The sequence below is a fragment of the Pantoea sp. X-Soil-TKNS-1207 genome (assembly GCF_059730485.1).
Map to the genome: position 1 here is coordinate 1,793,574 of NZ_AP035958.1, position 12,865 is coordinate 1,806,438.

The 12,865-nt window shown below is 60.0% G+C and carries 11 protein-coding genes; 7 read left to right on the forward strand and 4 right to left on the reverse strand.

The genetic code is table 11. The features are described 5' to 3' along the window. On the forward strand, positions 1-1,488 hold the full coding sequence (locus tag AC6I8V_RS08450) for an FGGY family carbohydrate kinase (protein ID WP_497845422.1): 1,488 nt from the start codon (positions 1-3) through the stop codon (positions 1,486-1,488). A 20-nt stretch (positions 1,489-1,508) separates the two neighbouring features. Then, positions 1,509-2,930, forward strand: coding sequence for an L-fucose/L-arabinose isomerase family protein (locus AC6I8V_RS08455; RefSeq protein WP_497845423.1), 1,422 nt, complete (start codon positions 1,509-1,511; stop codon positions 2,928-2,930). Positions 2,931-2,972: 42 nt separating this feature from the next. Here the strand turns inward: AC6I8V_RS08455 and AC6I8V_RS08460 are convergent, their stop codons facing one another. Next, positions 2,973-3,707: a flagellar brake protein gene (locus tag AC6I8V_RS08460; protein WP_497845424.1), complete on the reverse strand. Its 735-nt coding sequence runs from the start codon at positions 3,705-3,707 to the stop codon at positions 2,973-2,975. 184 nt (positions 3,708-3,891) lie between these two features. Here AC6I8V_RS08460 and AC6I8V_RS08465 point away from each other — a divergent pair, with 184 nt between their 5' ends. Continuing rightward, on the forward strand, positions 3,892-4,140 hold the full coding sequence (locus AC6I8V_RS08465; protein ID WP_497845425.1) for a GlsB/YeaQ/YmgE family stress response membrane protein: 249 nt from the start codon (positions 3,892-3,894) through the stop codon (positions 4,138-4,140). 68 nt (positions 4,141-4,208) lie between these two features. Here the strand turns inward: AC6I8V_RS08465 and AC6I8V_RS08470 are convergent, their stop codons facing one another. Beyond that, entirely contained in the window at positions 4,209-6,308 is a 2,100-nt protein-coding gene (locus AC6I8V_RS08470; RefSeq protein ID WP_497845426.1) for a TonB-dependent siderophore receptor, read from the reverse strand. Between the two features lie 184 nt (positions 6,309-6,492). Further along, the gene (gene treA / locus AC6I8V_RS08475; protein ID WP_497845427.1) at positions 6,493-8,175 is read right to left on the reverse strand and encodes an alpha,alpha-trehalase TreA; all 1,683 of its coding nucleotides are present in this window, start codon (positions 8,173-8,175) and stop codon (positions 6,493-6,495) included. A 208-nt stretch (positions 8,176-8,383) separates the two neighbouring features. Here treA and ghrA point away from each other — a divergent pair, with 208 nt between their 5' ends. From ghrA to AC6I8V_RS08495, 4 genes are all read left to right on the forward strand, one after another. Then, positions 8,384-9,322 (forward strand): glyoxylate/hydroxypyruvate reductase GhrA, encoded by a 939-nt coding sequence (gene ghrA / locus AC6I8V_RS08480; protein ID WP_497845428.1) that lies wholly within the window; start codon positions 8,384-8,386, stop codon positions 9,320-9,322. A gap of 48 nt (positions 9,323-9,370) precedes the next feature. Further along, positions 9,371-10,108 (forward strand): phosphatase, encoded by a 738-nt coding sequence (locus tag AC6I8V_RS08485; RefSeq protein WP_497845429.1) that lies wholly within the window; start codon positions 9,371-9,373, stop codon positions 10,106-10,108. Between the two features lie 146 nt (positions 10,109-10,254). Then, entirely contained in the window at positions 10,255-10,626 is a 372-nt protein-coding gene (locus AC6I8V_RS08490; protein WP_497845430.1) for a hypothetical protein, read from the forward strand. A gap of 272 nt (positions 10,627-10,898) precedes the next feature. Then, complete coding sequence (locus AC6I8V_RS08495; protein WP_497845431.1) at positions 10,899-11,459, forward strand: TorD/DmsD family molecular chaperone; 561 nt, start codon at positions 10,899-10,901, stop codon at positions 11,457-11,459. Between the two features lies 1 nt (position 11,460). Here the strand turns inward: AC6I8V_RS08495 and AC6I8V_RS08500 are convergent, their stop codons facing one another. Continuing rightward, a complete protein-coding gene (locus AC6I8V_RS08500; RefSeq protein ID WP_497845432.1) occupies positions 11,461-12,825 on the reverse strand; it encodes a CoA transferase in 1,365 nt (454 codons plus the stop codon). Between the last annotated feature and the right edge of the window lie 40 nt (positions 12,826-12,865).

The following is a 12,865-nucleotide window of genomic DNA, read 5'->3' on the forward strand; positions in this document are numbered from 1 at the left end:
ATGGCAGGTCCGTTGATACTGGCGATTGATGAAGGCACCACCAACGCCAAAGCGATTGCCGTGGACCGCGACGGGCAGGTGGTGGCGCGCGGCAGCCAGCCGCTGACGCTGATCCATCCCCAACCCGGACTGGCGGAGCAGGACCCGCTGGCGATCTGGCAGGCGGTGAAACAGGCGGTGCGCGACTGCCTGGCGCAGTGCGCGGGCGCGCCGGTGGCGGCCGTGGCGATCAGCAATCAGCGCGAATCGGTGCTGATCTGGCAACGACGCGACGGGCAGCCGTTAACCCCGCTGGTGAGCTGGCAGGATCGGCGCTCCGAAGCCTTCTGCCGCGATCTGCGTCAGGCGGGCAAAGCGCCGCGCATCACCGGCCTGACCGGGCTGGCGGTCGACCCGATGTTTCCCGCCGCCAAACTGACCGGAATGCTGGCGATGCTGCCTGAGGGGCTGGCGCGGGCGCAGGCCGGTGAACTCTGTATCGGCACCGTCGACAGCTGGCTGAGCTGGCAGCTCACGGCGGGTGACTGTTTTGTCACCGACCACGCCAATGCGGCGCGCACCCAACTTTATAGCCTGCACAGTGGCGACTGGGATGATGAGCTGCTGGCGCTGTTCCATATTCCGCGCGCGGCGCTGCCGCAGATCGTGCCCTCGGCCAGTGCGCAGGGGAGAGTGGCGATCGACGATATTCCCGGATTAGCGCCCGGCACGCCGCTGCTGGCGCGCATTGGCGACTCTCATGCGGCGTTGCAGGCACAGCGCAGCGGCAGCGAAGAAGTGGTGAAAGCCACCTATGGCACCGGTTCCTCGCTGATGATGTCGATGGCGACGCCGTTGCTGACCGAAAACGGCCTCAGCACCACGGTGGCGTGGCATGACGGCAGCCTGCGTTTCGCTTTCGAAGGCAACATTACCCACACCGGTTCCGGCGCGGCCTGGCTCGGACGTATGCTCGGCATCAGCGATCCGCGCGTCCTGACGGAACTGGCGCAGGAGTGTCCGCACAACCAGGGCATCTATTTTGTGCCGGCGCTCTCCGGCCTCGGCGCACCCTGGTGGGATCTGAAGGCGCGCGGCATGGTGTGCGGCCTGACCGATGCGGCCACCCCCGCCGTGCTGGCGCGCGTGGCGCTGGAGTCGATCATCTTCCAGATCGCCGATGTGTTTTTTGCCATGGAGCAGGCGAGCGGGGTGCGGCTTCCGGCGCTGTGCGTGGATGGCAGCGCCACCGAAAACGGCTGGCTGATGCAACTTCAGGCGGATGTGCTGCAACGTCCGCTGCGACGCGCGCCAACGCCGGAAGTCTCGGCGCTGGGGGCGGCGCTGCTGGCCGGACGTACGCTGGGCTGGTGGCAGCAGGGCAGTGAAATGGCGGCGTTGCAGGGCGGCAGCGTGATTTATCCGCGCGAGGAGCAGGCGCAGCGTATGCACGAAAACTATAAAGGCTGGCTGGACGCAGTGTCACGCTGCCGTTATCAGCCCCACTAACAGGTTTGTGGAGCAGAGCAATGTCAAAACTTCCTCAGCAGTTAACCTTTGGCGTCATCATCGGCAACCGTGGTTTTTTCCCCAGCTATCTGGTGGGGGAAGCGCGGCAGCAGGCGGTGACACTGTTCAACCAACTCAATATCAATACCGTGATGCTGGATGAAACCCAGACCAACCTCGGCGGGGTGGAGACCCGTGCGGAGGCGAAGATTTGCGCCGACCTGTTTCGCCAGCAGCGCGATGCGATTCACGGCGTGGTGGTGCTGTTGCCCAACTTCGGCGATGAAAAAGCGGTGGCGGAAGCGATTCGTCTTTCCGGCCTGAATGTGCCGGTACTGGTGCAGGCGGAAGAGGACAACCTCGATAAAATGGGGCTGGCGACGCGGCGCGACAGCTTCTGCGGCAAGATCTCGCTGTGCAACAACCTGCGTCAATACGGTATCCCTTTCACCCTGACCACCCAGCACGTCTGCGCGCTCAGCAGCGATCTCTTTATGCAGGATCTGCAACGCTTCAGCCAGCTGTGCCGCGTGGTGCACGCCATGCGGCGGGTACGCGTTGGCGCGATTGGCGCGCGTCCGGCGGGCTTTAATACCGTGCGCTACAGCGAAAAATTGCTGGAGCGGATGGGGATTGCGGTGGAGACCCTCGACCTGTCGGAGATTTTCAGCCGCATCAAACTGCTGCGCGATGACGATCTGCGCGTGGCGGAAAAACGTCAGATTCTGGAAGCCAACGCCGATGCGCGCGGGATCCCGTCAGAGAAGCTCGACACCATGGCGAAGCTGTTTGTGGTGATCAGCGAGTGGGTCAACGCTAATGACATCGATACCACGGCGATTCAGTGCTGGACCTCGTTGCAGGAAAACCTCGGCATTAACGTCTGCTCGATCATGAGCGTGATGTCGGGCCAGCTGATGCCCAGCGCCTGTGAAGTGGATGTGATGGGGGCGCTGTCGATGTATGCGCTGGCGAGTTGTTCGCTCAATCCCGCGTCACTCGCCGACTGGAATAATAACTTCGGCGACGATCGCAACAAATGCGTGCTGTTTCACTGCGGTAACTTTGCCAGTGCCAGCCTCGACTCCCCGACCATGGGCACCGCCGATATTATCGGCACCACCGTGGGGAAAGAGAACACCTGCGGCGCGGTGCACGGTCGGATGAAAAGCGGGCCGTTAACCTATTTTCGCCTCTCCACCGACGATTTTACCGGTGAAATCAAAGCCTATGTCGGCGAGGGGCGATCGGTGGATGATCCGCTGGAGACCGTCGGCTGTCGTGCGGTAATCGAGGTGCCGCAGCTGGAGTCTCTGCTGGCGTGGATTTGCCGTAACGGCTTTGAACATCACGTCGCGATGAACCATTCGGCCACCGCTCGTGTGCTGGAAGAGGCGTTCAGCAACTATTTGCAGGTTAGCTGCTATCGGCATCAGGGTTAAGCGCCTGCACTGATGCAGGGTCGGCAGGGATGCCGACCGGGCTTACTGGAATCGATTGGCTTTATCGCGCGCCAGACGCTCAAGGGCAAAAATCACCTGTTGCAGCTGGCGTTCCTGAATTGGCTCAATGGCGGTGAAACGGAAGCTCAGGCGCGGCGTGACGCGGGTTTCATTTTTGCTGGTCACGGTGCTGCGTTCGCCGATATGCAGCAGCTGGGCGGTGACTTCAAACTGGCCATATTCGCCCAGTTCCACCCGCAATTTTTTAAAGGTATCACCACGGTTAAGACCTTCCGGCAACGCCTCATCTACCAGCACACCAATGCCGCCCAGCGACAGATCCTGCAAGCGGAAGCGCGCTTTGTTGCCGTCCGGCCATTCGCTGTGGCACCAGAACACCGGCTCCAGCGGGGCGCTGACGCGGAAAAATTCACGGCGCTGAATCTGCCACACCAGCTCAGGCAACGGCGCGGCGAAGGCGGGCAGGCCCTCATAATCCACTTTCTGCAAACCGTTCAGGCTGAATTCAACCTTGGCGCCTGCGGTTTCGGCGGCGATATTCAGCGCACCACTTTGCAGCGCCAGCTCGTTATCCTGCGTATTGCTGCCGAGATCGAAGATCACCTGATCCTCATCGGCCGCCAGCATCCGGCTGATAAACTGTCCGCGCGAGAAGCTCACCATTAGCGGGGTCTGAAAACGTAACAGGTCCTTCATCACATTCAGAACGGCCAACGTGCCTCGTTTGAGATACTGCTCTTTATCGGCTTCTTTCACGTCCTGCTCCACTCTCCGCTCGTTATCATCACGAATGCCATTGCTTCCCGTCCGTTATCGGCAGGAGGGGTAAAAGCTTTAGCGTGCTAACTAATTTTCCCCGCTACGTTTGTGCAGCAGATCAAAAAACTCAGACTATACTTATCGCGGTGAACACCTTGATTAATAAAGTAAGGAGCAACAAATGGGTATTCTTTCATGGATTATTTTTGGTCTGATTGCCGGGATTATTGCTAAATGGATCATGCCAGGCAGGGACGGTGGCGGCTTCATCATGACCGTGGTTCTCGGTGTGGTGGGTGCGGTCGTCGGCGGCTGGATCAGTACCCTGTTTGGATTCGGTAAGGTGGATGGATTTAACTTCGGCAGCTTCGTGGTGGCGGTGATTGGCGCCATCGTGGTGCTGTGGATTTATCGCAAAGTTCGCAGTTAACGCACCCAAAACAGTTTCTGACTGAAATCCGTGATCCCGCAAAGGATCACGGATTTTTTGTTTATGGCTTAGAAATCATAGCCAATGGTCGCCGTGACCGTACGCTCCGCACCGCGATAGCAGTAGCCGGTGCCGTAGCACGCTGCCAGATATTTACGATCCGTCAGGTTATTCGCCGCCACCTGCAACCATGCGCCTTTCAGCTGCGTGTCCCATGCGCCTAAATCCGCACGTACCGAAGCATCAAACAGCGTCACCGACGGTAAACGCGTGGTGTTCTCGTTATCCGCCCACTGCTTGCCAATGTAACGCACGCCCGCGCCCGCGCTCATACCGTAATCGAACTGATAATGACCCCAGAACGACGCCATGCTGTTCGGCGTGACATACGGCGTATGGCCGTCATTGCCATCCACGGAATCCTTAAAGCGCAGATGGTTGAGGGTGTAGTTGGCGATGGTGCTGAAGCGTGGCGTCAGCTGGTTGCGCGCTTCCAGTTCGATGCCCTGCGAGTGCACCTTGCCCGATGGCGTATAGGTGCCGGAAATCACGTCACGGTTGGCAACGTCGTTCTGCGTCAGATCATACACCGCGATGGAGTACATATCGCGCGTGCCCACCGGCTGGTATTTCACGCCGCCCTCATATTGTTGCGAGGTGGTCGGCTTGAGCTGGTTGCCTTCAGGATCGGTCAGCGAGGCCGGGGTGATCGCCTGGCTCCAGCTGACATACGGGGAGATGCCATTGTTGAAGGCATACAGCAGGGCGGCACGGCCGCTGACGTGGTCATCCTGACGACGGCTGGTGCCGTTATCCGACACGATGCGGTCGTAACGACCAGAAAGGTCCATATGCCAGCGATCCAGTTGCAGCTCATCCTGCAGGTAGAGGCCGGTCTGGTAGTAACTGCGCGTCTCCGCCGTCCAGTCGTAATCCGGCATGGTGCCCACCGCCTTGCCGCTCCACGCATTGAGCGAGCTGGCATAGCCGCTGGCTTCCTGGAGATCGTCGCGGTAGCGATGGTATTCGGCGCCCAGCGTCACGCGATGCTGCACCGCACCGGTGGCGAAATCCGCCTGCAGGCGGTTATCGTTGGCCCATGAGGTAAGGGAGGAACGCTCGCCGGAGTAATAACGCGTCAGCAGATCCGGGTTAGTGGCATCCCAGCCTATCTGGTAAACCTGATCGAGATCGACATTCGAATGGCTGTAGCTGCCGGTGGAATAGACCGACCACACATCATTGAAGCGATGGGAAAAGTCATAGCTGTAGATCTGCTCATGACGCTTGAACTGATCGAGCGCGCTGTCGCCGTCGTAGAAACCGTCGCTCAGCTTGCGGCCATTGTGGCTGTAGAGCGTCCCTTCGGCTGGCACCGAACCGTGATAACCACCCGACGGATCTTTTTGCAGATAGGCGCGCAGCACCAGATTGGTGTCTTCATTCGGCTGCCACATCAGCTGCGGCGAAATGGCGTACTTCTCCGCGCGGGTGTGATCGTACTGGGTGTCGCTATTACGGGTGATGCCGGTGAGGCGGAACGCCCACTGATCGTTAATCGCGTTGGTGTAGTCGAAGGCCGCGCTGTTGGTGGCATTGGTGCCGGTCGACAGGCGGAAATGCCCCTCTTCGGCGAACTGCGGTCGCTTGCTCACCATATTCACCAGGCCGCCGGGCACCGTCTGTCCATAGAGCGCAGAGGAGGGGCCTTTGATCACATCGATACGGTCAAGGAACCAGTTATCCACCTGCAAAATATTGTAGCTGCCGCCGTCGCTCATCACGCGCAGGCCGTCGAGGAAGGTGTTATCCACATCGCCGCCGTGGAAGCCGCGCAGTGAGATGGTGTCGTAACGGGTGGCGGCACCGCCAAAGTTGGTAAACACGCCGGAGGTGTAGTTCAGCGCCTGGTTAAGGTCGGTCGCCCCCTGGTCTTCCATCTGCTGACGCGTCACCACCGAGATGGATTGCGGCGTGGTAATCAGCGGCCGGTCGGTTTTGCTCGCGCCGCTGCTGCGGGTGGCGAGATAGCCCTGAGTGGGGGAGGTCGCGGTTTCCTGGGGTTGTGCGGTGACGACCAGGGATTCTTCGGCAAAGCTGGCACCAGGCAGAGCAAGCGCCAGCGCGCACAGCACGCGGCCACGGTTAAGGGTAAAAAGCGTGGGCATCACAGTTCCTTCGACTAAAAGCAGGTAAATGGCAGCAGCGCTGCGGTAATTTTTAGTAATACAAATAAAATTAAGACTGAGAATTATTATCTTTTAGATAAGGACGTATCAAGATGTAAATTAAATGGAGAGAGGCTGTGAGATAAACTAACAGCCGGATCGGGCGATCCGGCCAGGCTTGCGGTTACTGTTGCGTTGTGGTCAGTGCGGGCATGTTGGGGATATCGCGGGCGCTGTCGCAGGTTTTATCCTTCGGACAATATTTGTCGAGCAGCATCAGCGTCACGCCGTTGGTCCAGCCGAAGCCGTCCTGCAACGGATATTCGCCACCGCCGCCGCCGCCGAGCTGCGCGCCTTCCACCACGTACTTCTCAACCAGCTTGTGCTGTTTGTCGTAGGTCATCTGCACGTTTTGCAGGAAGCGCTGACCAATCTGCTGCGCCAGCTGCGGCTGCTTATAGTGCTCCAGACCGGTTACCGCCACCCATTGCAACGGCGCCCAGCCATTTGGCGCATCCCACTGCTGGCCGTTATTCACCGTGGTGGTGACCAGGCCGCCCGGTTTCAGCAGCTGTTTCTCCACCGCCGACGCGGTGCGTTGCGCCTGCTTATCGCTGGCGAGCTGCATATAGAGCGGGAACAGCGTGGCCGCCGTCAGCTGCGGATGAACCTGTTTTTTCTGCCAGTCGTAATCGGCGTACCAGCCCTGCTGATCATTCCACAGATAACGGTTGATCGCCGCCTGACGTTTTTCGGCATCAGCGGCGAACTGCTGCGCCTGCGCGTTGTTATTCGCCAGCTTCTCGGCTTTTGCCAGCGTCTGCTCCAGATGGAACAGCAAACTGTTGAGATCGACCGGCGCCAGCTGGGTGGTGCGGATCGAGGCCAGATTGTGCGCATCGCTAAACCAGCGCGAACTGAAATCCCAGCCTGATGCCGCCCCGGCACGCAGATCGCGGTACACCTGATGCTTATCACGCTGCGGCGCTTTTTTCGCCGTGTTGACGTCATCCAGCCAGGATTCGGTGCGGGGCGCATCGCGCTCATCCCAGTAGCGGTTGAGCAGGGTGCCGTCGCTGAGCTTGATCACCCGCTTGCTGGCCTGACCGGCGGGCACCTTGTCGCTGTCCGCCATCCAGTAGGCGTACTCTTTTTGCAGCTGCGGCAGGTATTTGGTGTAGACGCTGTCGCCATCGTGCGTCGCCAGCAGATCGATCATCAGGCTGAAGAACGGCGGCTGCGAACGGCTGAGATAGTAGCTGCGGTTGCCGTTAGGAATATGGCCGTAGTGATCCAGTTCCCAGGCGAAGTTATCCACCATGTCCTGCACCCGGTCCCAGTGGCCGCTTTCGGCCAGGCCGAGCAGGGTGAAATAGCTGTCCCAGTAATAAACCTCACGGAAACGGCCGCCCGGCACCACATAAGGTTTTGGCAGCGGCAGCAGTGAATCGTACTGACCGGCCTGCTGGGCGGTGCGCGTCAGCACCGGCCACAGGCCATCAATATGCGCGCGCAGGCTCTGACCGGCAGGCGGCACGTATTTGTCCTGATCGTTCGGCAGGGTAAAGTTGGCCGCCACGAAATGTTTCAGATCGAAGTTGCGCTGGCCTTTCTGCATCTGCCAGTCGGCGAGAATCGACGAGGGATTATATTTCGGCACCGCGTCGGCAAAGGTTTTCTGGTCCGGATAAAATTTGGCCTGCTGCACCGCATTAAATAATGGCCCCAGACGCACGTCCGGTGGCTGCGGCTGGCTGCTGAGCATACGATCGTTATCTGCGGCATAGGCGACAGCAGACCCCATCATCAGGGCGGCGCTGAGCAACAGGCTAAGACGCCCTGGTGTGAATACGACATTTTTTATCATCGGTTTTTCTCCTTGTCCGAAAAAGTGGCGCGCTAACACATTGACCACACAACCAACTTTAGTCGCTATCGCGGGGCTTATCCGCTTGCGGCAAAGGAAATGTGAAGCACCCTGAATTAATCACGGCAGAAATTGCATTAACGCTAAGGTTTTTACTTGCCCTGCGCGGCTATTTCCCTGAGGCTGAAAGAAAAAAAAGGAGAGAAGTATGGAGATCATCTGGTATCACCCGTCGATGGAGCCGTCCGGCTGGCTCAACGGCTTACGTCAGCGTCTGCCGCAGGCGACGGTGCGTCGCTGGCAGCCCGGCGATACTGCCCCGGCGGATTATGCGGTGGTACGTTCGCCGCCGGTGGAGATGCTGAGCGGCCGCGCGCTAAAAGGCGTTTTCGCGATGGGCGCGGGCGTTGACGAAATTCTCCGGCAGATGCAGCAAAACCCGCACATGCTGGCGGCGGAGGTGCCGCTGTTTCGGCTGGAAGACACCGGCATGGCGCGACAGATGCAGGAGTATGCCACCTGGTGCGTACTCGGCTGGTTCCGTCGCTTCGCCGATTATCAACGCCAGCAGCAACAGGCGCACTGGCAGCAGCTGAAAGCCAACACGCGGGAAAACTTTACCATCGGTATCCTCGGCGCTGGCGTGCTGGGCAGCAGTGTGGCGCAGAGCCTGAGCCAGTGGGGCTTCCCGATACGCTGCTGGAGCCGTTCGCCAAAACAGATCGCCGGTGTGCGTACCTTCCACGGCCGCGACCAGCTCTCCGCCTTCCTGGATGGCACCCAGGTGCTGATTGACCTGCTGCCCACCACGGCGGAAACCACCAATCTGATCGACAGCCAGCTGTTCAGCGGGCTGCCGCGCGGCGCCTGTTTCCTCAACATCGCGCGTGGGGCGCATGTGGTGGAAGCCGATCTGCTGGCGGCGCTCAATAGTGGACAGCTGGCCGCCGCCGCGCTGGATGTGTTCCAGACCGAGCCGTTACCGGCAGAGAATCCGCTGTGGTCTCATCCGCATGTCACAATCACGCCACATAATGCCGCCATTACCTTGCCGCATGAGGCGATGGATTACATTGCCGGTGCCATACTTGCTCTGGAACAGGGGCAACAGCCGCCGGGTCTGGTGGATCGTCAGCGCGGTTATTAACTCATTTTGCCGCTTCCGCGTGTGGGAGTGGCCTGTCAGGAGAACACGATGTATCCCGTTGATTTACATATGCATACCGTGGCCAGCACCCACGCCTACAGCACGCTGCATGATTATGTCGCCCAGGCGAAACAAAACGGCCTGAAGCTGTTTGCCATTACCGATCACGGCCCGGATATGGCCGATGCTCCGCACTACTGGCATTTCGTTAATATGCGCATCTGGCCGCGCGTGATTGACGGTGTCGGCGTGTTGCGCGGCATTGAAGCCAATATCAAAAATCAGCAGGGCGAGATTGATTGCAGCGGCCCGATGCTGGATGCGCTGGATTTGATCGTGGCGGGTTTCCATGAGCCGGTCTATGCGCCGCGCGACAAAGCCCATCACACCGAAGCGATGATCGCCACAATGGCGGGCGGGCTGGTGCATATCATCAGCCATCCGGGCAACCCGAAATTCCCGGTAGATATTCGCGCCATCGCCGAAGCCGCCGCGCACTACGACGTGGCGCTGGAGATTAACAACTCCTCCTTCACCCATTCACGTCCGGGCAGCGAGCCGAATTGCCGCGCCATCGCCGAAGCGGTGCGTGATGCCGGTGGCCGTCTGGCCTTTGGTTCCGATTCCCATACCGCCTTCACCCTTGGCAACTTCGAACATTGCCTGCGTATCACGCGGGAAGTGGATTTCCCCGAGGATCGCATATTAAATGTCACGCCGCGCCGCCTGCTCGATTTTCTCGAACAGCGCACCGGCAAGCACATTGCTGAACTGGCGGACTTTTAACTTTTTTGCCAGCGCTGCGGGAAAATACAGCGCTGGCAAAACGCCCTGCCCGGAACCATTGCTGCCTGCCGCTAGCGGATTACTAATTCTGGTAGTAGATAAAAATCCAGCTTAAGCGTATTAAATGGCTTTTTAGGGATAAAATAATGAAATCAAGATCAGGAATAATTTCTATTATTGCCTTTGGGTTATGCTGCCAGTTTGCACATGCATTATCTCTGAAAGAGTATTTTGAGGATATTTCCGGGCGTGCACAACCGGCGACCGAGCTGGGTGCAAAGGCTTATCTGAACGGCGCTGCTCAGGGGATGATTGCACTCAATGAAGTGACTTACGCTAAATTTGGCAAGCGGGTTTTTTGTCCGCCAAGGAATTTAGGGTTTGGCTATCAGGAATTAACCTCTGCAATTACCAGCCTGTTAAATGCAAATCCCAATTCAAAAGAAAAATATGCTGATTACCCCGTCGAAACCGTCGGATTATTCAGTTTACAGTACGTCTATCCCTGCAATGAGTGAAAAGGCCACGCCTCTCTGATTTGCCAGCCGTTTTCCCTATTGACGGCGCGGTCAATTACGCCGCGACCTTATCTGTCGGTGAACGGCTGCGGCAACGCGCGCGCTCCTCGCCGATTGGCTGAACCGACGCGCATGACATATGATTCTGGCAGTCTGGCATTGCCTGTCTGTCACGCGTGAAGTGGATTTCCCGGCAGATCGCGTGTTAAATGTCACGCCGCGCCGCCACACTGGCGGACTTTTAACTTTTTTGCCTCAAGGAATTCTGTTGCATGAATGAGTTTTCCATTCTCTGCCGCGTTATCGGCTCGCTGTTCAATCGTCAGCCGCAGGACCCGCTGCTGGTGCCGCTGTTCACCCTGTTGCGTGAAGGCAAATTACAGGCGCAGTGGCCGCTGGAGCAGGATGAGCTGCTGACCCGGTTGCAGCAGAACAGCGATCCGCAGGCGCTGGCCGCCGATTACAACGCGCTGTTTGTCGGCAGCGATTGCAGCGTACCGCCGTATGCGTCGCAGTGGCCGAATGGTGCGACGGAAGCTGCGGTGCGCGCGTTTCTCAGTTCGCGCGGGATGCCGCTGACCGACGCCCCGGCCGATCACTTCGGCGTGCTGCTGCTGGCGGCATCGTGGCTGGAAGATCAGTCGGCGGAAGATGAGTCTGCCGCGCAGATCGAACTGTTTGATGACTATCTGCTGCCGTGGTGCGGCGCGTTCCTCGGCAAAGTGGAAGCCCACGCCAGCACGGCGTTTTACCGTACGCTGGCGATGCTGAGCCGTGAAGCCATTCAGGCGATGCGCGACGAGCTGGCGGAAGGCGAGAGCGACGCGGAATAAGCTACCAGCGGGGTGCGCTGCTGCCGAGCGGGACGCCTGGCGTGGCGCACAGCTGTGGCGTGCCGGGCAGATACGCGGCGGCGCGCAAGCGCTCACCAATGCCCCAGTGGGTGATTTCCAGCGTCGGCAGCGCGTCATCCCGCTGTGCCACAATGCCGCGCTGCGCGCTCTCCGGCGCCACACCGTGTTGCTGCAACAGCAGGGCGGTGCGTGCCAGCGACAGCCGCGCCTGCCAGCCAGCGCCGTGGTGAAGACGCTGGCGTAATCCCTCCAGCACCGCGGCGGCCAGCATATAACCGGTGGCGTGATCCAGCGCCTGCACCGGTAACGGCGTCGGTTTGCTGTTGCCACTCCACGTCATGCCCTGCTGCGCGATGCCGCAGGCCATCTGCACCAGGCTGTCGAAGCCGCGTCGGTTGCGCCACGGCCCGCTCCAGCCCCAGGCATTCAGGCTGACATCCACCAGTCCCGGCGACAGTTGTTGACGCGTGTCGGCATCCAGCCCCAGTTTCTCCAGCGCATCGGCGCGATAGCCGTGTACCAGCACATCGGCCTGACGCAACAGATGGCGCAGCTGCGCCAGCCCGGCGGCGCTTTTCATATCCAGCCGCGCGCAGCGTTTGCCGCTGGTGATCTCCTCTTCCAGCGTCGGTTCCTGCCAGTCGGGAGGATCGATGCGCAGCACCTCAGCTCCGAGGCTGGCGAGAAAACGCGTGGCGACCGGCCCGGCAATGATGCGTGTCAGGTCCAGCACGCGGATACCGCGCAGGGGACGCGCCGCGCTCAGCGGCCAGTCAACAGCCGGCGCTGGCCCTCCGGCGCAGCGGGCGAATAGCGGCTCCTGGCTGACGGCGATCCCCTGTGGATGCTGTTGCCACTGCGATACGCTGCGCATCTGCGCCGCACAACCACCGGCATCCACCACCGCCTGCTCCAGCGACAGTGCTGACCAGCCCGCGACGGTGGCCGCCAGCGCAGCGCGATCGGCATGAACGCCAAGCACGCGCTCCATCGCCTGACGATGATGGGCGGCGTTGGTATGCAGGCGGATCCAGCCATCGGCCGTGGCGTAGTCACCGGCGAACGGGTCCCACAATGCGGCAGGCGGGCGGTTGAGCGGGGTGAAACTTTGCTGGAACCAGCGCGAGGCCAGCCGCACATTGACGCTGACCGGTGCCGGGCGACCCAGCAGGTCGCTCAGCGCCTGCGTCGCAAGGCCGATGCTGGTGGCCGCCAGTTCGCTGACGGCATAGGCGGAGGAGAAGGTGTCGGGTTGAGAAAAGGCGAGTGCGGGCGCCGGTTCATTGACGCCACGCAATCCCTGCCACAGCTGCTGCCAGAGCGCGGCAGCGAGTTGGTCATCCATCTGGAGCCTCCAGGTAAATCGCGAGCCTCAAGCATAGCAA

What these genes read in the sequence shown, in the direction of transcription:
- ghrA (WP_497845428.1), top strand. Translation starts at nt 8,384, where the DNA reads ATGGAGATCATCTGGTATCACCCGTCGATGGAGCCGTCCGGCTGGCTC.
- AC6I8V_RS08495 (WP_497845431.1), top strand. Translation starts at nt 10,899, where the DNA reads ATGAATGAGTTTTCCATTCTCTGCCGCGTTATCGGCTCGCTGTTCAAT.
- AC6I8V_RS08450 (WP_497845422.1), top strand. Translation starts at nt 1, where the DNA reads ATGGCAGGTCCGTTGATACTGGCGATTGATGAAGGCACCACCAACGCC.
- AC6I8V_RS08470 (WP_497845426.1), bottom strand. Translation starts at nt 6,308, where the DNA reads ATGCCCACGCTTTTTACCCTTAACCGTGGCCGCGTGCTGTGCGCGCTG.
- treA (WP_497845427.1), bottom strand. Translation starts at nt 8,175, where the DNA reads ATGATAAAAAATGTCGTATTCACACCAGGGCGTCTTAGCCTGTTGCTC.
- AC6I8V_RS08455 (WP_497845423.1), top strand. Translation starts at nt 1,509, where the DNA reads ATGTCAAAACTTCCTCAGCAGTTAACCTTTGGCGTCATCATCGGCAAC.
- AC6I8V_RS08485 (WP_497845429.1), top strand. Translation starts at nt 9,371, where the DNA reads ATGTATCCCGTTGATTTACATATGCATACCGTGGCCAGCACCCACGCC.
- AC6I8V_RS08490 (WP_497845430.1), top strand. Translation starts at nt 10,255, where the DNA reads ATGAAATCAAGATCAGGAATAATTTCTATTATTGCCTTTGGGTTATGC.
- AC6I8V_RS08465 (WP_497845425.1), top strand. Translation starts at nt 3,892, where the DNA reads ATGGGTATTCTTTCATGGATTATTTTTGGTCTGATTGCCGGGATTATT.
- AC6I8V_RS08500 (WP_497845432.1), bottom strand. Translation starts at nt 12,825, where the DNA reads ATGGATGACCAACTCGCTGCCGCGCTCTGGCAGCAGCTGTGGCAGGGA.